This is a genomic window from Atopostipes suicloacalis DSM 15692, from assembly GCF_900129085.1.
Lineage (GTDB): Bacteria > Bacillota > Bacilli > Lactobacillales > Carnobacteriaceae_A > Atopostipes > Atopostipes suicloacalis.
Window position 1 is genome coordinate 13,447 of the sequence record NZ_FQUF01000002.1, and the last position, 22,499, is coordinate 35,945.

General features: G+C 35.7%; 20 protein-coding genes and 1 pseudogene. 13 read left to right on the forward strand and 8 right to left on the reverse strand.

Annotated features, from left to right (window positions below; all coding sequences use genetic code 11):
• The first annotated feature begins 42 nt into the window (after positions 1-42).
• The 3 genes from BUB96_RS00065 (at position 43) to BUB96_RS00075 (ending at position 2,223) form a co-directional block, all read left to right on the forward strand.
• Positions 43-1,176: an ABC transporter ATP-binding protein gene (locus tag BUB96_RS00065; protein ID WP_073294307.1), complete on the forward strand. Its 1,134-nt coding sequence runs from the start codon at positions 43-45 to the stop codon at positions 1,174-1,176.
• Between the two features lie 130 nt (positions 1,177-1,306).
• A complete protein-coding gene (locus tag BUB96_RS00070) occupies positions 1,307-1,828 on the forward strand; it encodes a cyclase family protein (RefSeq protein ID WP_073294310.1) in 522 nt (173 codons plus the stop codon).
• A gap of 206 nt (positions 1,829-2,034) precedes the next feature.
• On the forward strand, positions 2,035-2,223 hold the full coding sequence (locus tag BUB96_RS00075; protein ID WP_073294313.1) for a YwbE family protein: 189 nt from the start codon (positions 2,035-2,037) through the stop codon (positions 2,221-2,223).
• Positions 2,224-2,283: 60 nt separating this feature from the next.
• On the opposite strand, the gene BUB96_RS00080 is transcribed toward BUB96_RS00075, so the two are convergent.
• The gene (locus BUB96_RS00080) at positions 2,284-2,802 is read right to left on the reverse strand and encodes a thioredoxin domain-containing protein (protein WP_073294316.1); all 519 of its coding nucleotides are present in this window, start codon (positions 2,800-2,802) and stop codon (positions 2,284-2,286) included.
• Between the two features lie 297 nt (positions 2,803-3,099).
• Here BUB96_RS00080 and BUB96_RS00085 point away from each other — a divergent pair, with 297 nt between their 5' ends.
• The 3 genes from BUB96_RS00085 (at position 3,100) to BUB96_RS00095 (ending at position 6,788) form a co-directional block, all read left to right on the forward strand.
• Positions 3,100-4,701 (forward strand): Na/Pi cotransporter family protein, encoded by a 1,602-nt coding sequence (locus BUB96_RS00085; protein ID WP_073294319.1) that lies wholly within the window; start codon positions 3,100-3,102, stop codon positions 4,699-4,701.
• Between the two features lie 223 nt (positions 4,702-4,924).
• Positions 4,925-6,058, forward strand: coding sequence for an ABC transporter ATP-binding protein (locus BUB96_RS00090; RefSeq protein WP_073294322.1), 1,134 nt, complete (start codon positions 4,925-4,927; stop codon positions 6,056-6,058).
• Positions 6,059-6,542: 484 nt separating this feature from the next.
• Positions 6,543-6,788, forward strand: coding sequence for a hypothetical protein (locus BUB96_RS00095; RefSeq protein ID WP_073294325.1), 246 nt, complete (start codon positions 6,543-6,545; stop codon positions 6,786-6,788).
• Between the two features lie 97 nt (positions 6,789-6,885).
• Here the strand turns inward: BUB96_RS00095 and BUB96_RS00100 are convergent, their stop codons facing one another.
• Entirely contained in the window at positions 6,886-7,848 is a 963-nt protein-coding gene (locus BUB96_RS00100; protein ID WP_073294328.1) for a glutathione S-transferase family protein, read from the reverse strand.
• A gap of 179 nt (positions 7,849-8,027) precedes the next feature.
• Between BUB96_RS00100 and BUB96_RS00105 the strand changes: the two genes are divergently transcribed.
• Positions 8,028-9,005 carry an aldo/keto reductase gene (locus tag BUB96_RS00105; protein WP_073294331.1) on the forward strand — a complete coding sequence of 326 codons (978 nt, stop codon included), beginning with the start codon at positions 8,028-8,030 and terminating at the stop codon, positions 9,003-9,005.
• Between the two features lie 79 nt (positions 9,006-9,084).
• Here BUB96_RS00105 and BUB96_RS00110 read toward each other — a convergent pair whose 3' ends face one another.
• The 4 genes from BUB96_RS00110 to BUB96_RS00125 all read right to left on the reverse strand — a co-directional run bounded on the left by BUB96_RS00110 (position 9,085) and on the right by BUB96_RS00125 (position 12,980).
• A complete protein-coding gene (locus tag BUB96_RS00110) occupies positions 9,085-9,936 on the reverse strand; it encodes a VOC family protein (protein ID WP_073294334.1) in 852 nt (283 codons plus the stop codon).
• A gap of 102 nt (positions 9,937-10,038) precedes the next feature.
• Positions 10,039-10,695 (reverse strand): potassium channel family protein, encoded by a 657-nt coding sequence (locus BUB96_RS00115; RefSeq protein ID WP_073294338.1) that lies wholly within the window; start codon positions 10,693-10,695, stop codon positions 10,039-10,041.
• Positions 10,696-10,729: 34 nt separating this feature from the next.
• Positions 10,730-12,067, reverse strand: a complete 1,338-nt coding sequence (locus BUB96_RS00120; RefSeq protein WP_073294341.1) for a TrkH family potassium uptake protein — start codon at positions 12,065-12,067, stop codon at positions 10,730-10,732.
• 232 nt (positions 12,068-12,299) lie between these two features.
• Complete coding sequence (locus tag BUB96_RS00125) at positions 12,300-12,980, reverse strand: deoxynucleoside kinase (protein WP_073294344.1); 681 nt, start codon at positions 12,978-12,980, stop codon at positions 12,300-12,302.
• A 232-nt stretch (positions 12,981-13,212) separates the two neighbouring features.
• On the opposite strand from BUB96_RS00125, the gene BUB96_RS00130 reads away from it, so the two are divergent.
• On the forward strand, positions 13,213-13,785 hold the full coding sequence (locus BUB96_RS00130) for a sugar O-acetyltransferase (protein WP_073294348.1): 573 nt from the start codon (positions 13,213-13,215) through the stop codon (positions 13,783-13,785).
• Between the two features lie 102 nt (positions 13,786-13,887).
• Positions 13,888-14,757 carry a DegV family protein gene (locus tag BUB96_RS00135; RefSeq protein WP_073294351.1) on the forward strand — a complete coding sequence of 290 codons (870 nt, stop codon included), beginning with the start codon at positions 13,888-13,890 and terminating at the stop codon, positions 14,755-14,757.
• A 180-nt stretch (positions 14,758-14,937) separates the two neighbouring features.
• On the opposite strand, the pseudogene BUB96_RS00140 reads toward BUB96_RS00135, so the two are convergent.
• Positions 14,938-16,701: pseudogene (locus tag BUB96_RS00140) on the reverse strand (ABC transporter permease/substrate binding protein).
• Positions 16,694-17,938 carry a quaternary amine ABC transporter ATP-binding protein gene (locus BUB96_RS00145; RefSeq protein ID WP_073294354.1) on the reverse strand — a complete coding sequence of 415 codons (1,245 nt, stop codon included), beginning with the start codon at positions 17,936-17,938 and terminating at the stop codon, positions 16,694-16,696. The pseudogene BUB96_RS00140 and the gene BUB96_RS00145 overlap by 8 nt, the downstream one beginning before the upstream one ends.
• Positions 17,939-18,263: 325 nt before the next feature.
• Between BUB96_RS00145 and BUB96_RS00150 the strand changes: the two genes are divergently transcribed.
• From BUB96_RS00150 to BUB96_RS00165, 4 genes are all read left to right on the forward strand, one after another.
• Positions 18,264-19,076, forward strand: a complete 813-nt coding sequence (locus BUB96_RS00150; protein WP_073294358.1) for an SDR family NAD(P)-dependent oxidoreductase — start codon at positions 18,264-18,266, stop codon at positions 19,074-19,076.
• 18 nt (positions 19,077-19,094) lie between these two features.
• Positions 19,095-20,300, forward strand: a complete 1,206-nt coding sequence (locus BUB96_RS00155; RefSeq protein ID WP_073294362.1) for an NAD(P)/FAD-dependent oxidoreductase — start codon at positions 19,095-19,097, stop codon at positions 20,298-20,300.
• Between the two features lie 741 nt (positions 20,301-21,041).
• Positions 21,042-21,896 (forward strand): metallophosphoesterase, encoded by an 855-nt coding sequence (locus BUB96_RS00160; RefSeq protein ID WP_073294365.1) that lies wholly within the window; start codon positions 21,042-21,044, stop codon positions 21,894-21,896.
• 74 nt (positions 21,897-21,970) lie between these two features.
• Positions 21,971-22,417 carry a hypothetical protein gene (locus tag BUB96_RS00165; protein WP_073294369.1) on the forward strand — a complete coding sequence of 149 codons (447 nt, stop codon included), beginning with the start codon at positions 21,971-21,973 and terminating at the stop codon, positions 22,415-22,417.
• The last annotated feature ends 82 nt before the right edge of the window (positions 22,418-22,499 follow it).

Genomic DNA, 22,499 nt, shown 5'->3' on the forward strand with positions numbered 1-22,499 from the left:
CTATTTTTTTACCATAAAGTAAAATAGACAGGAGAATGAATAGTGGCAGAAATTACAATGAATAATTTATATAAACAATATGACGGGGCAGAAGATTACAGCGTAAAAGATTTTAATTTAGAAATTAAAGATCATGAGTTTGTTGTTTTCGTTGGTCCTTCAGGGTGTGGGAAGTCAACAACTTTGCGGATGATTGCAGGACTTGAAGAGATTACCGAGGGAGATCTGTATATTGATGATGAGGTTGTAAATGATGTGGCACCGAAAGACCGAGATATCGCAATGGTTTTCCAAAATTATGCGTTATATCCACATATGACGGTCTTTGATAATATGGCATTTGGGTTGAAGTTACGTAAAATGCCGAAAGATGAAATTGAGGAAAGAGTTGGGAAAGCGGCAGAGATGTTAGGTTTAACCGATTTATTGGATCGAAAACCAGCCGCTTTATCTGGTGGGCAAAGACAACGGGTCGCGTTAGGACGTGCGGTTGTTCGTAGTCCAAAGGTTTTCTTAATGGATGAACCATTATCTAACTTAGATGCAAAATTACGGGTGCACATGCGTACGGAAATTGCGAAATTGCATGAAGAGTTGGAAGCAACGATGATCTACGTGACTCACGATCAGACAGAAGCGATGACCTTGGCTGATCGAATTGTTATTATGAACGAAGGGATCATCCAACAAGTGGGTACGCCTTTTGAAGTGTATAATTCACCAAACAATGCATTTGTAGCCAGTTTTATTGGTTCGCCGGCGATGAACTTACACGAAGTAACTTACAGTCAAGGTAGAATTACTGGTTCAGGTATTGATCTTGCGGTCAGTGAACCTTCAAGAAGAGTGCTCGATGAAAGAGGTTATGAAGGAAAATCAGTGGTTTTTGGTATTCGTCCGGAAGATATTCATTCTGAACAGATTGCTTTAGATGCGTCACCAGAAACTGTCGTGGAAACGACAATTACAGTCGCAGAATTAACCGGAGCCGAATCCATTTTATATATTGACGTTGGAGGAACAGAAATGGTTGCGGTGGTGGATGCCAGAGATTATCATCAAGCTGGCGATAAGATGGAAGTGGCTTTTAATATGAATAAAGCTCATTTCTTTGATGTAGAGACCGAAGAAGTGATCCGAAGTGGGGCTCCTTCTCGAGAAAAAGTTATGAATTAAAATGAGTTCGATCATAAGAATGGATGGTTTATATTTTAGACATCTATTCTTATGATTTTTTATTTTAAGCCTAAAAATGCACAATATTATGGTAAGATTCTTGTAATTATTATTAATGGAGAAGAAAAAGATGAAAATAATTGATTTATCGATAACATTAGAAACGGGGATGAAGGTTTTTCCTGGAGATCCAGAGGTAAAAATAGAGGTTGCTCATACCTATGAAAAGAATGGCTGGGAGTTAAGAAACTTAAATCTTGGAAGTCATACTGGAACGCACGTCGATGCATTCTCTCATATGCATCAAGGAATGGACTCTTTAGATGAAATATCTGTGGAAAGCTTTTTTGGTGAAGCCCAAGTAGTTGAATGTTCAAAAGAATGGCCTAAAAATATAGAGTTGTTTTTTACAGAGGAAGTTGACCTCAATTATTTACCTCAATTCCTTGAAGCAAATCCAAAATTTGTAGGGGGAGAGATTACTGAAGAATTAGAACGGGCCTTATTAAAACGAGGAATCATTACTTATACCAATTTAGTAAATTTAGATAAAATCCCAAAGCACTCGTCCTTTACGTTTTACGGTTTGCCTTTAAAAATAAAAAAGGGTGACGGCTCGCCAGTGAGAGCTATTGCAATCGTACAAAGTTAGGGAATGTAGTCGGACTTAATGTTATAATTTAATGAAAATAAAAAAATACGGTTGAATATAGGGTTGAAATAAGCAAAATTATACTTAATACAGAGGATTCAAATAAAAAGCATGACAGAAAGTTAATTGAAGAAAGCTTTGCAGATTTAAAAAAAGAATTATATTACACCGAAGAAGAGATTGCTAAAAAACTTAAGGAGGAAGTTATGGTAGACGGGACAAAAAGAGAAAATATTAAAGTAGGAACAAAGGTCAAGGTCGTCCAAAAACAAGATCAACGTTCAGGAAAGTTGACAGAAGGAATTGTTTCAAAGATTTTAACAAATTCGCCCACGCATCCGCATGGAATTAAGGTAAGGTTACAGGATGGTGTCGTTGGACGTGTGAAAGAGTAGGATTTTATAGGAAATAAGAAAAGGCGGACATCTAATTAACAGAAGTTCGCCTTCCTCTTTTTATTCAAAATATTCTTCCACGGCATCTTTAAATTCTTCGAGATTGATGGTTTCAACAAAGGCTGTTTCGCCTACAAAAATCGTTGGAACGTTTGTCACATTTACCGAATGTACTTCTTCATCAATTCGCAACGCTTGCTTGCGATTTTTTGTCTGGAGTGAAAGTCCGTAATCTTTAGCGATATGCGGAATTTGAGAAAGACGTTGTTTCCCCCAAGTTGCTTGTTCCTTAAATAATTTTTTAATCAGATGAAAGGATTCTTCTGGTGTATCATAATTTAAATATTGATTGAATACATTTCCAACTTCTAATGGATATTTTTCCTTATCAAAATGTTTTAAAATACGTTGTATCTTGCCTTGTTTAATATAGGATTCTAAAAATGGTGCTATATTTTCTTCATAATTTTTGGAATCAGGGCAACGTAAATTAATATATTCGACGATTTTTAAAGGGGCCTCATCTGATCCTATTTTAATACTATCATCGAGTGTAATTTTTGAATAATTAAAAGACATTTTATCACCTTCCTATTTTTGTGTATTTAGTATACTTGAAATGAAAAGAAAACAATCAATTTTTGTCCAAAAATCAATTTATTTTAAATCAAAGTTAGTATTTTATATAAAAGTATTGTAAAATAGAGGCAATGAATATTATTAACTTCAGAAATATGAAAAGAATAAAACTCGTTTAAAAGATAAAATGCTCTAAAAATTAAATTTAATGTTAACAAAATCCTTCTATTTTATTATAGTAGGATTTTGTTAACGTGCTTTTGTATTTATAAAACAAAATAGTATAGGAGTTTGATTATGGATATAGCTTTGACTGTATTAGGTGGTCTAGGATTATTTTTATATGGAATGACCATGATGAGTGCCGGCTTACAAAAAACAGCTGGGAATGAATTGAAAAAAATTATTGAAATACTCACTACTAATATCTATATGGGTATACTAGTTGGTACTCTAGTTACAGTATTGATACAGAGTAGTAGTGGGACGACTGTAATGGTCATAGGATTTGTGAATGCTGGAATTATGTCCCTAACACAAGCTGCAGGTGTTATCATGGGAGCAAATATTGGTACCACAATTACAGGTCAATTGATTGCTCTTAATTTATCCGAGTATGCTCCTTTGGCTGTAATTATAGGAGTAGCACTCTTAATGTTCTCTCCTCAAAAAAGAACGAAAGACCTTGCTGAAGTAATTATAGGTGTAGGTATTTTATTTATAGGTATGGATATGATGAGTAGTGGCTTAGTTCTTTTATCAGCATTTCCTGAGTTTGTTCGTGTGATGAGCACATTAGATAATCCTATTTTAGGTGTATTATTTGGCTTCCTTTTAACGACTTTAGTACAAAGTAGTAGTGCGGCTGTAGGTTTATTACAAGCATTAGGTACGGAAGGTTTAATTAATATCAACCGTGCAGTTCCTATTTTATTAGGAGGAAATATTGGAACAACAACCACTGGTATGCTTTCTAGTATAGGTGCTAAGAAAAATGCTAAAAGGGCAGCTATTATTAATTTAATATTTAAAATTGCTGGTACTGTTATTTTTATGCTATTTTTAGATATGCCGATTCGAAAGCTTGTATTAGCCATCTCTCCTACAAACATTTCACGCCAAATTGCAAATACTCACACCCTTTTTAATATTATTAGTGTTCTTCTGCTGCTTCCATTCGTTAATATCATTATAAAAATTGCAAACTGGATCGTTCCTGGAGAAGATGAAGAAGAAGAAACAGCGACTATTTATTTAGATAAAAGAATTACTGAAACACCTTCCATTGCTTTAGGACAAGTGCATAAAGAAATATTGCGAATGACTGATCTTGTCTTAGAAAACTTGGTAGAAGTGAAAGATTCTCTTACTAATAAAGATTTGAGCCAATCAGATAAAATTTTAGAACGAGAAAATTTGATTGATCAATTAGATCAAGAAATAACAACTTATCTAATGGATTTATCCAATGAGACTTTAGCAGATTTACAACAAAATCAGATCAATAAATACCTATATACGGTCAATGATATTGAAAGAATGGGTGACCATATTGATAATTTAGAACAACTGGCTCGGTATATGGTTGAAAATGATATAGCATTCACTGACCCAGCAATGGAAGGTCTTACAGATTTGTTTGATAAATGTATTCAAGTAGTTAGTGCAACAAAAACGGCCTTTGAATTTACAGATGCGGATTTATCGCGAACAGTTTACGAAATAGAAGATGAAGTCGACAGAATAGAAGAAAATAATAGGAATAAGCATATTGAGCGTTCGAATAAAAAAATATGCGGTGCTAAACCAGGAATGGTCTTTTTAGAAGCTCTCAGTAATTTAGAAAGATTATCCGATCATGCAAATAACATTGCGGATTATATTTTGAATACATTTTAATTTTATTAACAACTTAAATTATTTTTTCCATCGCTAAACAAGGATTTTTATTCTTCTTGTTTAGCGATTTTTGTTTTAAGCGTTGGTCAATAAGCGTCTTGTTAGAATAGAACAGTAGGGTATGTTATATTTTCAGTAGACTCAATGTTTTAGTTTTTTATTTTTTAATGAACAGATTTTTAAAAAGGATTGTTTCAAAACAATAAATAAAGGAGAAGATCTAATGGCAAAAGTAAGCATGGAAAAGATGTCTAAACGTTATGATGGAGCGGACGATTATGCTGTAGAAGATTTTAATCTTGAAATAGACGATCACGAATTTATTGTTTTTGTTGGGCCTTCAGGTTGTGGAAAAACGACGACTTTACGTATGATAGCAGGTCTGGAAGAAATTACTGACGGTGAGTTGTATATTGACGAGGACTTGATGAATGATGTAGAACCTAAGGAAAGAGATATTGCGATGGTTTTTCAAAATTATGCCTTATATCCTCATATGACCGTTTTTGATAATATGGCCTTTGGTTTAAAATTACGAAAAGTGAAAAAAGATAGTATTAAAGAACGTGTAGAAAATGCTGCTGAGTTACTAGGTTTAACGGAATTCTTGGACCGGAAACCAGCTGTTTTATCTGGTGGGCAAAGACAACGTGTCGCATTGGGACGAGCGGTTGTTCGTAATCCAAAATTATTTTTAATGGATGAACCTCTTTCTAACTTGGATGCTAAGTTACGAGTTAAGATGAGAACTGAAATTGCGAAGCTTCACGAAGAACTGGGATCGACAACGATTTATGTGACGCATGATCAAACGGAAGCTATGACCTTAGCTTCTCGAATCGTTATTATGAATGATGGTGTTATTCAACAAGTAGGCGCTCCTTACGAAGTTTTTAACTCGCCAGATAATGTGTTTGTGGCTAGTTTTATTGGCTCTCCGGCGATGAACTTTTATGATGTTACTTATAACAATGGTAAAATTAGTGATGGAAAAGGACTTAATTTACCCGTTGATGAAGAAAATCGAAAATACTTAGACGAAAATGGCTACGAAGGGCAAGAAATTATTTTTGGTATTCGCCCGGAGCATGTTCATGAATATGTGGAAGATTCAGAGACTCCATCTGATGAAGCGATGCCTGCAAAGATTACGGTATCGGAGTTGACTGGTTCCGATGCGAATCTTTATCTAAAGGTTGGAGATACTGAAATGACAGCTATTGTAGATGCTCAAGATTATCATGAACCTGGTTATGAAATCGAGATTATGATGGATATGAATAAGGTTCATTTCTTTGATAAAGAAACAGAAGAAGTTATTAATAAGCATGAGAAAAAAATTAAATCTACAAATTAAATATTTTTTCTTGAGAAAAGCGACGAGTCTAAATTTTATGGATTTAGAGTAGTGGCTTTTTTTCGTGTATAGGAGAGTATAAGATTTTAATTTTTAGAGAATGGATTTTATATCCTAAGGAATGATTGAGAAAAATGGCCTCGCTTCTTAGGATAACGGTCCTATCCTAAGGAGTATGTGGAAAAATTGGTCTTACTTCTTAGGGTAACGGTCCTATTCTAAGGAGTATGCGGAAAAAATGAGCCTACTCCTAAAGATAAGTGTTTTTACGTCCCGAAGTTAGCCTAAAAATATAAGTCTACTTCGGGAGATAGATCCTAATATTAAAAGAAATTACTTTGAATAATACTTAATTATAGGAACATTGCGGTCCGTCATCATTCATAGTTATTTTAAGGGCTAATTCTATTTAATTCCGTTTTTCGCAGATAAAATAAATATAATATGACGGAACAACAAATTAATTAGCGTAAGGAAAGTAATTATGAAATTTGATTTAGTAAAGAATTTATCGAATGCATTTGGCGTTTCTGGCTTTGAAAGTGAAGTGAGAGAAGATTATTACAGAGTATGTCTTGTGTGGGTAAGTCTATTGATAATGGGACAATGGAGAACTTTTTGGGGGATTATTAAAGAAGAAATGTATCATTTGAAGACCTACACGAGTTTCGAAACGAATGACGTTGAAAATTGGATTAAATATTCTAGCATAAGGAAAAACCATGTATAAGAAATCTCATACATGGCACAAAATATTTTATTTACTTACCTGTCTACTTGACAGGGGCAGATTGGTTCATGATTAACGAAACTTTTTTATTTAATATTTAGTAATCTAAACTCCAGTCTAACGCCGGGCCTTTTGGAACGATGCCGTTTGGATTAATAGTTTCATGACTTCGATAATAATGTTCTTTAATATGGTCAAAATTTACAGTACTTGCTATCCCTGGCCAATTATAAAGCTCCCGAGTATAGCGCCATAGATTTGGATAGTCAATTAATTGTTTTATGTTACATTTAAAGTGTCCATGATAAACGGAATCAAAGCGCACAAGCGTAGTAAATAATCGCCAATCAGCTTCCGTGATTTTGTTGGCAACTAAGTATTCATTTGTTTCTAAATGTTCTTCTAATCGATCTAGTTCGTCAAAAATCTTAGTGACTTCTTCTTCATAGACGTCTTGTTTTGTTGCAAAGCCTGCTTTGTAGACACCATTATTAATAGAATCGTAAACACGCTCATTCATCTCATCAATTTCTGGAAGTAATTCTTCTGGTGCGAAATCATAATCACTACCACCTAAGCCTTGAAAAGCCGAATTAAACATTCGCATGATTTCTGAAGATTCGTTGTTTACAATTGTGTCTGTTTTCAAATCATAAAGAACGGGTACAGTGACACGTCCACTATAATCTGGCTTAACTTTTGTATATATTTCATATAAATAGTCCGCATTCATTATAGGATCTGCGACCACTCCTTCAACAGGTTCAAAAGTCCAACCATTCTCAGCCATTAAAGGATTCACAACAGAAACTGAAATAATATCTTCGAGTCCTTTCAAACTCCGCATGATTAAAGCACGACTTGCCCACGGACAGGCATACGAAACATACAAATGATATCGATGCGGTTCGGCCTTAAATCCACCATCTCCAGTCGGACCAGGACTTCCATCCGGTGTTATCCAATTACGAAATTGAGAATCTGAGCGAATAAACCGTCCTCCTGACTCTTCAGTGTCATACCAGCGATCAAACCATTTTCCATCTACTAATAAGCCCATAGCACATTCCTTTCTTTCTCTAATTAGTCTTTTCTTCCTCTTCATTATATTTGCTTATCCATAATTATTCAATGTTTACGGTTAAACACGACCAAGAAAGAAATTTTTGAAATAGCAATCCATAGAATATTTGCTATAATGAGAAATAGAACGCTCTCAAAGAATGAGGAGGAATTCGTTTGAAATATGAGAAATTAGGAAATACTGGTTTAGATGTTTCAAAAATTTGTTTAGGCTGTATGAGTTTTGGAGATCCAGATATATGGATGCATGATTGGTTATTAGATGAAGAAGAATCTCGAAAAACCATCAAAAAAGCATTGAATGTAGGGATTAATTTTTTTGATACGGCAAATATCTATAGTCTTGGAGTAAGTGAAGAATTTCTTGGTCGTGCAATGAAGGATTTTGCAAATCGAGAAGAAGTCGTGATTTCTACAAAAGTAAATGGACGAATGCACGAAGGGCCGAATGGAGCGGGGCTTTCAAGAAAGCACATTTTGCACGAAGTTGAAGCAAGCTTAGAACGTTTGGGTATGGATTATGTGGATATCTTATATATTCATCGTTGGGACTACGAGACACCGATTGAAGAGACGATGCAGGCGTTAAATGACTTAGTGCGATCAGGGAAAGTTCATTACATTGGGGCTTCAAGTATGTATACTTATCAGTTCCAAAAAGCTCAGCAGGTTGCCGAAATCAATGGATGGACGAAGTTTGTGGCTATGCAAAATCATTATAATCTAGTGTATCGAGAAGAAGAACGTGAAATGAATCCTTACACAAAAGAAACAGGTGTAGCATTAGTGCCATACAGTCCACTTGCAGCTGGGCGTTTGGCCAGAGAATGGGATACGGACTCTGAGCGGATGAAAACCGATAAAGTGGCTAAAATGAAATATGATAGCACAGAAGAAACAGATCGTAAAATTATTGAAGAAGTTGGACGTGTTGCTAAAAAACACGATGCAACGCGTGCTCAAATTGCAACGGCTTGGCTTTGGGAAAAGGGTGTTGTTGCTCCAATTGTAGGCATTACAAAAGAAAAATACTTAGACGACTTTGTAGGAGCGCTGGATGTAAAATTAGATGAAGAAGATATCGAAGCTTTAGAAAAGCATTACGTTCCACATGCAATAATGGGGCACAATTAAATAAATTTAGGTATTGAAAAAGCTCTCCTTTGTCAGTCTTTTTAAGAAAGACGAAGGAGAGCTTTTTATTTTATAAGAATTAATTTGCTGAAATGCTGTGCTCAATGCCTGCAGGATCTTTAAATATAAGAATATTATGATTGTTTGTGTATTTGATCTTTTTTTCATTTAGTTTATTTTCAATATATTTAAGATCCTCTTCATTACCTGACCACTCAACAGTACGTAGCCCGGGTGCTAAACGATCAGGTTTTATTAATTGTCCAGATTTCCAAATGTTAATTCCTAAATGATGATGGTAATTACCGCTTGCCAAAAACATTGCTGCTGGACCAAATTTATATTTTAGCCCAAGTCCCATTACATCAGTATAGAATTCTAAAGAGCTTTCTAGGTCATCCACATGTAAATGGACATGGCCTATTGTTGTTCCATCAGGCATACCATCAAATGAAGTAGATGCAGCTTCTAAAGCTGAATCAGCATCCATTGGCTCTGTAATTCCTGCAATAGAACCGTCTTTTCGAATATCCCATTCAGATTCTGGCTTATCCCAATAAATTTCAATGCCATTTCCTTCAGTGTCATTTAAATAAAGAGCGTTACTGTATCCATGATCACTTGCACCGGTTATTGGAATTTGATTTATGATTAAGTGACGTAAAATTGTTCCTAAATCTTTATAAGTCGGTACTAAGAAAGCTAAATGATAAAGACCCGTCGTATCTTCACGAGGAGCAAGATCTGTTCTGTGAATTTCTAATAATACTGTCCCGTTAGGTGTACCTAACGCAAAAGAGTCTTTTGTTGAATTTAGTATTTTTAATCCAAGAGCTGTTTGATAAAAATCGGCCAACTTTTCAGGATTTTGAGTATTTAAATGAACCCTTTCTGTTTCTATAGATGTTTTACTTTTAGCTGTAACTGTCATATCGTTCTCCTTTAGTTATTATTCAAGTGGATAATAACTCGGATTCGAAGTAAGTTCAAGAAAAACGTCTTATTTTAGTTGTTTATATAGAACGAAGTAAATTTAATTGACTAATTTTTTAACAGAATCATCTGTTGTGACACCGAGAAAGATATCACCTTTTGAAACAATATAATCTGGGCCAAATTCAATTGTAAATTCGTTGGTTTTTGCCGGTTGAATGGCGATAATATTTGTTTGGTATTGGTTACGAAAATCGATATCAACAATCGATTTACCCACCCATGTTGGATGATAAGGAAATTCCACTACATTATAATGATTATCTAATTTCAAAAGCTCATGAACGGTTGGGTTTGCGAGCATTATCCCTAATTGAACACCAATTTCAACTTCAGGTAAAATGACACGTGTAGCGCCCACTTTGAGCAAGACTTCTTGATAATCTTGATTTTTTGTTTTCGCAGTAATTTTATTGACACCTAATTTTTTTAAATTGAGAATTGCTATGATGGAATCTTCTAGCTTTTCTGCTGTAGCAATAATCACCTCATCACAATCAGCAAACCCTGCTTCCATCAAATGATCCATTTTTGTGAAATCCCCCTGAACAGCTACGGGCACTTCATCTAAAACTTCTTCGACATGGTCCATGTTTTTATCGATGGCAATAACATCTACATTATTTTCTGCAAGTGTACGGGCAACTGCACTCCCAAAAAGCCCAAGTCCTAATACACCAATTGTTGAAACTGACATAACTTTTCACCTCTAATAATAATTGTTTGTATCTTTAACCAACAAGTAAATTCATTTCTGGATAGATAATTCCGGATTCACGTTTTTCATTTGTTAATGACCATAAGAATGTCATCACGCCGACACGGCCGATGAGCATAAGCACGATGAGTATAATTTTACCGATTAAGGTTAAAGAAGGCGTTAAGCCCATAGTTAATCCTACAGTTCCGATACAAGAAAAGACTTCAATTAATATATATTCAATCCCAAAGCTATCGGGAATGGTTTCGGTGTTTAATAGAATAAAAGTCGCCAAACTTGCAATCAACATCCCAGATGAAAAGATAAAGAATGAACGACGAATTGTGTCTGATGAAATGGAACGATTTAAAACATTTGAATGGTTATAATTGATCGAGCGATAAATGACTAAGACAATAACAAATAACGTAGTAACTTTAATTCCGCCTCCTGTAGAGCCGGAAGAAGCGCCAATAAACATGAAGACTGTTGTTAAAAAGAGACTCCCCAAGCTTAAGTTGGCATAATCAACGTTTGCGTAACCGGCTGTACGTGGCGTAACAGATAGGAAAAAGTAATTCGCTAATTGATCACCCAATGATAAGTGAGCAAAGGTTCCATTTTTGTGTTCCGTTACCCAGAAAAGAATTGTTCCTAAGATCCATAATGAAATAGTGGTTGTCAAAACGATTTTAGAATAATTACTTAATTTACGAGTTTTGCGGTAATTCAGTAAATCTTCCCAAACGATAAAACCTAAACCTCCCGCCATAATTAAACTCGCAATAACGAGTAAAATAAAGGGGTTGCTTTGATAATCAATTAAGCTATTTCCGATTAAATCAAAACCAGCATTACAAAAAGCAGAAATACTATGGAAAACAGAATAATAAATTCCTTTACCAATTCCAAATTCAGGAAGAAAAACAAAGCCTAAAAGAATCGCACCAAGCAATTGCACCGTTAAGGCGAAGCGCACAATTGAAAAGACTTTTTGTTGAATTTGATCTCCTGCGCTAAGCGATAAAGATTCTGAAGCAATACGACGCTGTCTCAGATTTGGACGATGCTTGAGAATATAAAAATAAAAGATCATCCAGATCGTCATAAACCCAAGTCCACCAATTTCAATTAAAGTGATAATAACCGTCTTCCCAAAATAGTTCCAATGGGTTGCCGTATTTAACGTTACCTGTCCAGTAACAGCAGTAGCGGATGTAGCCGTAAAGAGCGCATCAATAAAAGAAGTCCACTCGCCACTTGCTGAAGAAAAAGGAAACCAAAGCAAAAGAGCACCGCATGTAATGACAAAAGCATAAGCGATGACAATGGTCTGTGCAACAGATAATTTTTTTAGAAAATTTGACATAAAAACACCCTACAATCCTTAAAATAATTAGTTGTAAAGCCACAATATTTTGTGGGAAAAATTGTCCACATAAATGAACCGTATTAGAATATACCTTAAGTCATCATAAAGCAATAGCCAAATAAAAGAAACTTAAGGTTATTATAAATATACAAGAAAGGAGAGTAAATATCATCTAAATCGCAAAACAAAAACACACCCAAGTCTTTAAACAAGAGTGTGTCGTATTTTACTAAAGGGAATGATTTTCTTCAAGCATCTGTGCATCTCGTTTTTCCAAGGCTTTTTTTACCATATCTACCACTTCTTTAGCGTCATTTGGATTATGTACAATGTCATATTTATCAATATCAATTTTCAAAACTTGCGACGCGTCATAATGATGGTCCACCCAATCATCATAACCTTCCCATAAAGTTTTGTAGTAAGCCATTAATGATTCATCTTGCTCAAAGTCTCGCCCACGTGTTCCAATCCGACGTAGAATTTCTTCAAAAGAACCATGTAAATAAACCATTAAATCAGGGGCTTTTTTAGGTAATTCATCCAACTCTTCCATCATGTTCTCTAATAATTCTTCATAAATTTTAAATTCTAATTCCGAAATACGACCAATATCGTAATTTATTTTACAGAAATACCAATCTTCATAAATGGATCGATCAAGAACATTATTTCTATCAACTAATGCTTCTTTAATTGAGCGAAAACGACTACTTAAAAAAGTTAGTTGTAGTAAAAAAGGGTAACGTTTTTCTTGTTCTTCTTCTTCAGTGGCCGTATAAAATAATTCCAATAAAGGATTATTATCTACCTGTTCAAAGAATACATCACTTCCCAATTCTTGACCCAGTAATTTGGCTACTGAAGTTTTCCCAGCCCCAATCATTCCACCAACTACAATCACACTCATACACTCCTATCCTCTCACTTGCTTCGTTTTAAATATTCAGCTTGTCTATCATACTCAAATTGACGATAAACTTCAACATAAAACACCATATATTGTATTATAATTTTCGGTAGAAACTATATATGGTTATAAACGTTGTAATAATAAGCTTTCAAAACAAGAGACTTCTATGGTATGATAAAGTGTATTTAGGTAAGACAAAGTGTATTTAAGAGGGTAGGGATAAAAAATAATGACAAATGAATACGAAAGAATGTTAAAAGAAAAATGGTATGATGCGAATAATGATGAACGCCTCATAAAGATTCGAAGAGAAGTCCAAGACTTATGTTTTGAATACAATCAAACACGACCATCGGATTTAAAAAGAAGAAATGAATTATTAGAACAGATTCTAGGAGAGGTTCCAGAAAATGTGGAGATGGTCGCACCTATTTGGGTAGACTATGGTAAACATTTAAAATTAGGGAAAAATGTTTTTGTCAATGCGAATTCTTATTTTATGGATGGAAATTATATTACTATTGGAGATAATGTGTTTATTGGACCAGATGGTGGGTTCTATACGAATACTCATCCAGAAAATATTCAATCGCGCAACGAAGGATTAGAAAAAGCCCTTCCAATTACTATTGAAAAGAATGTCTGGCTTGGCGCAAACGTTTCGGTCATGCCAGGGGTTACAATCGGAGAGGGCTCAGTCATTGGTGCGGGGAGTGTCGTAACCAAAAATATCCCCAAACATTCAGTGGCAGTAGGCAATCCCTGCCGAGTTATTCGCCAAACGAAAGAAACATTGGATTAATGTCTATTATTTCCAACTATATTTATAATAAATTCACAATTACTCACTAGAATGAGACTAGAAGATCAAAAGATTATTTCGGATTGAAACGGAGATAGACAGATGAAGACAGCTATTATTATAGATAGCACCGCTTATGTAAATGAAGAATTAAGAAACCATCCCGATGTCTATGAGTTATTTTTAACCTCGACATTTGAAGATGGCACTCAGTTTTTAGATAGTACAGACCCTGAAGTTCAAAAAGATTTTTACAGTAAATTACAAACGTCAGATAAAATACCGACTACTTCACAGCCAGCACTAGGAGAATACATTGCTTTAATTGAAGAAATTATTGAAAAAGGGTATGACCAGTTATTATGTATCCATTTATCTCAAACGTTCAGTGGAACCTATCAAACAGCTAAAATGCTGATTGGTGAGTATAAAAACCAAATTCAGGCACACGTGATTGATTCAAAAGGCGTCTCATTAATTATTGGCGCCTTAGTAGAACAAGCACTGGATATGATTGAAAAAGAAGTTCCATTTGAAGATATTTGTAAGAAAACAGAATGGTCCGCTAAACATGGAACCATTTACTTAACAGTTTCCGATTTAGATAATTTAGCAAAAAGTGGGCGTGCCAATAAGGCTGTCGCAAAAATCGGTGGTTTATTAAAAATCCGCCCCTTACTATGTGTGAATGGAAAAGGGGAAGTCGAACTTTTAGAAAAAATCCGAACCGATAAAAAGGTAAACCAACGATTAGCTGAAATTGCGTGCGAAGATTTTGAACGATTTAATGGCCAAATGATGTTAAAATTTGCGCATGCAGTGGATAAAGAAAAATTACAAGATGCGATTAAAGTTGTTCATAAAGAATTACCAAATTTAGACTACGAAGTGGGCACATTAGGTCCCGTGATTGGTACACATACCGGCGTTGGAACAGTAGGCATGGGAACTATTCCAATTGCAGATTATTAAATTTACATAAGCCATTAAAAGACCCCTTACCTTTTGAAAGAAATGTAGGGGTCTTTTTTAACTGAAATAGATCAGGGTCAAAAACACGAAATATCTTGAGATAGATATAAAGGATAGTTGCTGAATAAAAAGAGAGAATACAGCATATAAACTGTATCCTCTCCGTTGTTATATATATATTTACTTTTCGTCAAAGACGCCTTCAAGCCATGAATCAACTTTCTCTCGATTTTCATTAATCCAATTTTTAGCAGCAGTGCGGTCATCAGCTCCGGCTTCCATAGCGTGAGTGACACGATCCATATCTTCAGCTTCCCAATAAAAGTTATCTATAATTTGATAAGCTTCAGGGTGTTCTTCTTTTAGGCCTTTTCGTGCTAACGTATAAATACTTTCAGTTTCACCATAGGCTAATTTTGGATCATCTAATAATTTCAAGCCATATTCATCAAACATCCAATGAGGTGTCCACGCACTGACTATGATTTCTTCGTGATTTTGTACTGCACTTTCAACGGAAGCAAGCATTGCGCCTGTGGATGGACTTTCAAGTTCCCAACCGTGAAGATTATCATAAATTTTCATCGCTTCTTCTGTCTGAACAGTAACTCCAGCTCCAGGCTCAATACTCATGATTGTCTGATCCGCTTCATCATCTAACGCATCGATTGAATCAACATCCATATAATCAGGAACGGCCAACCCAGCTTCAGCACCTTCCAAGTTAGGCCCAAGATTATCTAAACTATCCTCATATTCAGCATAAGTTGTTCCATGAGTTGTAGGTAACCAAGCAGCCGTCATTGCATCGGATTGTCCATTTGCAATGGATTCATACATAATAGCATTGTCTACGGAAACCATCCGCACATTAAATCCTGCTTCTTCAAGAACTAAACCTAAGACAGTAGAGGAAGCAATTTCTGTTTCATAAGGATTATGAACGATTTGAATGGTTTCACCGGATCGTTGTTCAGAAAAATTTGTATGTTTAAAACTATAAATAGCTTCTGATAAGAATAAAACAACAAGTAAGAATCCAATCATCCAATTAATAGTTTTCTTCTTCATTTAATTTTCCCTTTCCATCTATTCCCTATGATTTTTATTCGCGCTTTGTAAGAGACGGTCTATAATAATCGCAAGCACCACTAAAGCGAATCCAGAGACAAAACCAGAGCCCACTTGTCCACGTTGTAGAGCGGTTAGTACGTTGGTACCTAAGCCTGGCGCTCCAATCATTGAAGCCGTAACGACCATAGATAAAGCAAGAAGGACCGTTTGGTTAACGCCCGCCATAATGGTGGATTGAGCATTTGGTAATTCTACTTTATATAATTTTTGCCAACCGGTACTTCCAAACGAATCCGCTGCTTCGACTAATTCTTCAGGGACTTGGCGAATACCTAGGTTTGTGAAGCGGACAATGGGCGGGAGTGCAAAGATGACGGAGGCAAATACGCCCGGCACCATACCGATCCCAAAGAAAGATACTGCTGGAATTAAGTAAACAAAGGCCGGCATTGTTTGCATAAAGTCTAGAATCGGTTGAATAATCTTTTGTGCAATGGAGCTTTTAGCCATCAAAATCCCTAAAGGAATCCCAATCACAATAGAAATAAGACTAGCGACGATAATTAAGGTTAAAGTATTCATCATGTTTCCCCAAAGATTTTGGTTTTGAATATACAATAAACCAATTCCCGCAAAAAAGGGCAATCCATATCTTCTGTCATTAACAAAATACGCAATGACAATGACTAGAAGAATAAAAATTAAAGGTGGAATCAACATAAGGTAGGACGTCATAAACTCCATAAATTTGGTTCCCACATTTTCTAAAGCATCAAATAAAAAACTAAAATGAACGGTAATCCACTCAATTAATTTTGTCACTCCATGTGAGACAGGTAATTGTGGTAATAAATCTAATAAACTACTCATGATTTATCTCCTCCTTTGTTTCTTTAGCTTTTTGATCTGGATCAATTGCATCGTATTGTACGCCCGTTGTCATTGCACCAATCACGTTACTACGTACGATAATTCCTTCGATTTCACTTTGTTCATTGGTAATAACAATGGGTGTTTCCGTTTCATGGACGACATCGAAAATGTCATCGACTAAAACATCAGGTTCAATTTCAGGAACATCTTTATTAATAATTTTAGAAATATTTTCATGACCTTTTTCATATAAGTGTTCGACATCTTCGCGCGTAACATAACCAAGCAAACGTTCCTCTTTATCGACGACTAAAATATTGCTCATATTATTTTCTTTCATTATACGAAGAACATTGGCTGGTTTTTCTCTTTCACCCGAGAGAGCCGCTGGTTTTTCCATGATGTGTTCAGCAGTATAAACTTTCGTTCGGTCAATATCTTCAACAAAACGTTTCACATAGTCATTGGCAGGATTTGCTAAAATTTCTTGCCCTGTACCCACTTGTACAACCTCACCGTCTCTCATGATGGCAATTCGGTCGCCTAGACGTAAAGATTCATTTAAATCATGGGTAATAAAAATGATCGTTTTATTCATCGTTTTTTGCATTTCAATTAATTCATCCTGCATATCCCGACGAATTAAGGGATCTAATGCGGAGAAAGCTTCATCCATTAATAAGATATCGGGGTCATTCGCCAAAGCGCGAGCGAGACCTACTCGTTGTTGCATTCCTCCCGATAATTGATCAGGGTATTGGTCTTTATAAGGAAGAAGGCCGGCATTCTCTAAAGCTGCTTCTGCGTTTTTCTGACGTTCTTTTTTATCGATTCCTTGGACTTCTAATCCATATTCTGTATTTTCTAAAATGGTTCGATGGGGAAATAACCCAAAGTTTTGAAAGACCATACTGATCTTTTTACGGCGAACTTCGCGTAAGGCTTTTGTATCCATAACAGAAATATTATCTTCATCAATATAGATGTTTCCACTTGTCGGTTCAATCAAGCGATTTAGCATCCGAACCAATGTAGATTTTCCACTTCCGGAAAGCCCCATGATGACAAAGATCTCTCCTTCTTCGACATCAAAAGTTGCTTGCTTGACACCGATAGTTGCTCCTGTTGTTTCTAAAATTTCACGTTTATTTTTACCTTCATCAATTAAATCTAAAGCTTCTTTTTGTTTATTTCCAAAAATTTTTGTTAAGTTTTCAATTCGTAATTTACTCACTGAATTTCCTCTCTTTCTGTCGTTTTTATAAAAAACACACGCTAGCCACAATAACATAGACCCCATGCCATGTAAAATGATTAAACTCTAACAAATCCATGTATTAGCAATGATTGTGCTTACAAGTATTCGAATCATCCCTTTTAAAAATTATCAAATTATTTTTTCCCTTTGAAGAACAAGATGAGTTAAATTTGAAATCCTATGCAAAATGTTGTATTTATTTTTTTGTCTATATTAAAGTAGAGAAGAACAATAGAAGAAGGTTGGATGAACTCTATAAAGATAATAGACAAAGGAAAGAATCGAAAAAGGGAGGAAGCCCATGGATTTAGGGATTAAAGGAAAGATTGCATTAATAACAGGAGCAGCAACAGGGATTGGGGAAGCAACTGCACGACAATTACTCGAGGAAGAAGCTGTTGTCGTATTAAACGATACAAACAAAGAACAATTGGAAGAGACTGCACAAAAGTTAAATGAAATAGAAAGGTTTTCGGGAAGAGTCTATTCGTACCCGGCCGATATCGTCAGTCAATCGGATTTAAAGAAGATGCATGATTATATTACCAGCGAAGTTGGCGTTATTGATATTTTAGTACAAAATGCGGGAATATCTGGTGAACAAGGATTATTTCATGAATTAGAAGATGACGTTTGGCTGAAGACGATTCAAACAGATTTGCTTGGACCGACTCGATTAGTTCGAGAATTTTTATCAGATTTACGAACGGGTGGCTGGGGGCGACTCGTTTTTCTCTCTTCAGAAAATGCTGTTCAGCCTTATGAAGATGAGTTACCCTATGATGCGGCTAAAGCAGCTATTTTAGCTTTTAGTAAGGGACTATCCAACACTTACGCAGAAGAAGGTTTACTTATAAATACTGTTTCTCCTGCTTTTATCAAGACAGAGATGACAGATGAGTTGATTGAAAAAGAAATGAAAGCTAGTGATAAAAGCAAAGAGGAAGTTGTTGAGAACTTTCTCAATGAAAAGAAGCCTTTCATGGCCATTAAACGACGTGGAAGAGTGGAAGAAGTTGCTGCTGTGATTACCTTTTTGTGTTCAGATAAAGCAAGTTTTGTCAATGGAGCAAACTATCGGGTTGATGGCGGCTCTGTAGCGACAATTAATTAATGAAAGGATGCGAATAGAATGAAAGAATTAAACAATAAAACATATGACTATGTCCTTGTAGGTGGCGGTATGGGTGCAGGTTTTGCCACATTAGGGATTCGCGAACAGGATAAAGACGGTTCTATTTTAATTATTTCAAATGAGACGCATGTCCCTTATGAACGTCCCGCTTTAACTAAAAAATTATGGATTGATGATGAGTTTAAGGAAGATGATACAAAAATTGGTGCAGAAGAGGAAAACGTTGAGATTGTTTTTGAACGAGAAGTTACAAAAATTTCTCCAGAAGATAAAACCGTAACTTTAGAAAATGGGGATGTCGTTGATTATGGCCAATTACTCTTATCTACCGGTGGAGAACCGAGGAGTATTGATGGTCCAGAAGATGAGGCGGTTTTCACTTTCCGCGAATTAGATGATTATCGAAAGTTAAGGGAGCGTTCGGGAGAAAATCAAGAAGTCATTATAGTCGGAGGCGGTTATATTGGAAGTGAGTTGGCTGCTTCGTTGTCCCAAAACAACACAAAAGTAACTATCGTATTTCCTCAAAATCATTTGGGAGAGGAAATGTTTCCTAAAGAATTATTAGAAGAATACAACCAATTGTTTAAAGATCACGGGGTCGAGTTAATCAATGGACGGGAAGCAAAATCTTATCGTCGTGAAGGAGAACAGGTCGTTTTGACGCTAGATGATGATTCGGAAGTGAAAGGTGACACGATTGTGATAGGATTAGGTGTTTCCCCACGCACCCAATTAGCAGAAGAGAGTGGTCTGGAAATGGCGGATGAAGGAGTTGTCGTAAACGAATGGTTACAGACAAGCGATAAAAATATTTGGGCTGCAGCAGATATCGCTACGTATCCAGATGCTATTTTTGGAAGACAACGTCTGGAACATGTGGATCATGCACGTCATTCTGGTCGCCAAGTAGGGAAAAATATGGCTGGAGCAAAAGAAGCTTATACCCATACCCCTTATTTATATTCTATGCTTTATTCATTAAATTGGGAAGCGGTAGGGACATTAGATCCTTCACTGGACACCCTTTTTGATCATCGAGAGGATGGAGAGATTGTCTTCTATTTAGACGAAGATAAATTGAAAGGCATTCTTCTTTGGAATGTCGAGGTGGACTTAGATGATGTGCGAGAACTCATTGACCAACCACCCGCAAATAAAGAAGATTTAATCGGAGCACTTAAAGAACAAAAAGAGGAGTAGTTTAAAGAGTCTAAGTTAATGCTTATTGATGAAATGAGTGAATAATCTAACCAAGTGAGGTCGTTTTTTAGGTTCACTTGTTTAGATAAAAAAGTAATCTGTCTAAGTGAGTCGTTTTTTAAGTTTACTTAGGCAGATATAGGAGCTATCGCGACAAGTGAGAATATTTTTTAGGCTTACTTGGTTAGATACAAAGATAATCTAACTAAGTGAGCCATTTTTTTGAGCTCGCGTGTGGAGCACGCCGTCCGCACGCGAGCTCCACCAAAACACGTGAGCTCACGTGCGGAGAACATCGCCCGCACGCGAGCGCAGCTAGCTCACGCGCCGAGCAGAGTGCCGGCGTGTGAGCTCCTAAAAATCAACAGTTCTTTATAAAAATCAGATTTATTTTACTAACAAACACTAAGTAAGTAAGCTCTAAGGTGTCCAGATTTCGCCCCATGCGAAATCTGTCCCTTAAATCAAGAAGGACGAAATTTGCCACGCAAATTTCAACACGCTAAGACCATCTAAGAAAGATAAACTTTTTACAAAAAAGAAATCTTCTTAAAAAATTATAAAAAGGAAGGGTAGTAGAAAGTAGCTTAGATGTAGACTAAGAATTTCTTTTTGATCATTTAACTAAATAAAAGAAAATCTTATAAATCAACTCAAGAAGGTGCAAAGCCTCTTGGGTTTTTATTTTTGAAAAAAATGATAAAATAAAGAAGACATTGAAAAACAGAAAGGGGCTCATAGATGAGAGTCGGGTTTATTTCGGATTTACATGTTGATCGAAACGTAGAAGTTTCGTCTATTCAATATTTAAAAACATTACTTGAAATTAGTAAAGAACAAAAACTAGGAATGCTTGTGATTGGCGGGGATATTTCGAATCATTACTCTACAACTATCCGTTTCGTCGAAGAACTACAAAATCAAGCAGAAATCCCAGTATTTTTTATTCCAGGCAATCATGATTTCTGGGAAGAACAAGACGCCACCAAAGATACTCAAGGGATTTACCAACTCTACAAAGATCATCCGCAGAGTTTAATTGAGCATCCTTTACAACTAAATGAAACCTATACTTTGGTAGGTCATCCTGCTTGGTATAATCATGCGGTATATGATCAAGAACAATTCACAGCGGAGGAAGTAGAGCATGGGAAATTCCGTTGGGCGTATTGGCAAGATAAGTTGCGGCTAGATTGGAAAATGCCGGATCAAGACGTTTCACGTTCTTTTTCTAAGATTGTTGAAAAAGATTTAGAAAAAGTGACAACGGACCGCATCATTTTACAAACGCATGTTGTGACGATTCCAGAATATACTATGCCTATGCCTCATCGTGTGTTTGATTTTTTTAATGCGTATATCGCCACGGATGATTTGAAAAATATTCATCGTAAATATCCGATTACGCATCAATTAATGGGTCATGTTCATTTTCGAGAAAAGATAACAAGAGAGGATACACAATTTATTACTAATTCTTTAGGTTATCGCAGAGAGTGGCGAAGCAAGGATTTATATCAAGAAATCCAAAATAGCTTAGTCATTTTGGATTTAGAGGATAAAATCACTAATTCTTCCTCATTATTTTTAAAGTGATTTATTAGTCATCCGAAAAAGAAAACGCTATAATGAATATATAAATTTCATATCAAATAAGGAGTGTAGGTTGAATGGCAAAAACAGTATATACGAATTATTGGATTAATGAGCGTGATAATGTAAAAAAAGAACACGGAAGTTATGAAACGGAACAGGAAGCAATTGATGCGATATTAACCTGGTGGGAAATTCATAATCAAAAAAATCGAGATGTTTCCTATGAACGTACAAATCGAGGAGCTTTAGAGATTTTGTATGGCGATGCCAATTATTATTATCGGATTGAAAGTCGAGAAATCAATGATCCCCTACCTTCAAGAGCTTATAAAGTAAAAACAAAAGGAGAAATTGAAGCCTTGCGGACGAAGCATCAGTTAGATGAGACGGCCTTTATATTTGATGAATTACCTGAGCCTTATCGCGATCGCTTAATTCAAGCGATTGGGGATAGTAGTAAGTGTAGGGAATATTCATATACGGAAGATGGGCAACCCATCATTGAACTAAATTTAAAATAAAACATAAATATAATAAAACCCGACAGTTATTTAGTTTTTCTGTCGGGGATTTTATTTTCAAGCACGTTAGGAAATTCTGGAA

Excerpts from the sequence above, each read along its gene's own strand:
- BUB96_RS00110 (WP_073294334.1), bottom strand. The coding sequence starts at position 9,936 with ATGACAGTTACAGCTAAAAGTAAAACATCTATAGAAACAGAAAGGGTT.
- BUB96_RS00115 (WP_073294338.1), bottom strand. The coding sequence starts at position 10,695 with ATGTCAGTTTCAACAATTGGTGTATTAGGACTTGGGCTTTTTGGGAGT.
- BUB96_RS00130 (WP_073294348.1), top strand. The coding sequence starts at position 13,213 with ATGACAAATGAATACGAAAGAATGTTAAAAGAAAAATGGTATGATGCG.
- BUB96_RS00070 (WP_073294310.1), top strand. The coding sequence starts at position 1,307 with ATGAAAATAATTGATTTATCGATAACATTAGAAACGGGGATGAAGGTT.
- BUB96_RS00095 (WP_073294325.1), top strand. The coding sequence starts at position 6,543 with ATGAAATTTGATTTAGTAAAGAATTTATCGAATGCATTTGGCGTTTCT.
- BUB96_RS00155 (WP_073294362.1), top strand. The coding sequence starts at position 19,095 with ATGAAAGAATTAAACAATAAAACATATGACTATGTCCTTGTAGGTGGC.
- BUB96_RS00085 (WP_073294319.1), top strand. The coding sequence starts at position 3,100 with ATGGATATAGCTTTGACTGTATTAGGTGGTCTAGGATTATTTTTATAT.
- BUB96_RS00150 (WP_073294358.1), top strand. The coding sequence starts at position 18,264 with ATGGATTTAGGGATTAAAGGAAAGATTGCATTAATAACAGGAGCAGCA.
- BUB96_RS00135 (WP_073294351.1), top strand. The coding sequence starts at position 13,888 with ATGAAGACAGCTATTATTATAGATAGCACCGCTTATGTAAATGAAGAA.
- BUB96_RS00090 (WP_073294322.1), top strand. The coding sequence starts at position 4,925 with ATGGCAAAAGTAAGCATGGAAAAGATGTCTAAACGTTATGATGGAGCG.
- BUB96_RS00160 (WP_073294365.1), top strand. The coding sequence starts at position 21,042 with ATGAGAGTCGGGTTTATTTCGGATTTACATGTTGATCGAAACGTAGAA.
- BUB96_RS00100 (WP_073294328.1), bottom strand. The coding sequence starts at position 7,848 with ATGGGCTTATTAGTAGATGGAAAATGGTTTGATCGCTGGTATGACACT.
- BUB96_RS00075 (WP_073294313.1), top strand. The coding sequence starts at position 2,035 with ATGGTAGACGGGACAAAAAGAGAAAATATTAAAGTAGGAACAAAGGTC.
- BUB96_RS00165 (WP_073294369.1), top strand. The coding sequence starts at position 21,971 with ATGGCAAAAACAGTATATACGAATTATTGGATTAATGAGCGTGATAAT.
- BUB96_RS00120 (WP_073294341.1), bottom strand. The coding sequence starts at position 12,067 with ATGTCAAATTTTCTAAAAAAATTATCTGTTGCACAGACCATTGTCATC.
- BUB96_RS00125 (WP_073294344.1), bottom strand. The coding sequence starts at position 12,980 with ATGAGTGTGATTGTAGTTGGTGGAATGATTGGGGCTGGGAAAACTTCA.
- BUB96_RS00080 (WP_073294316.1), bottom strand. The coding sequence starts at position 2,802 with ATGTCTTTTAATTATTCAAAAATTACACTCGATGATAGTATTAAAATA.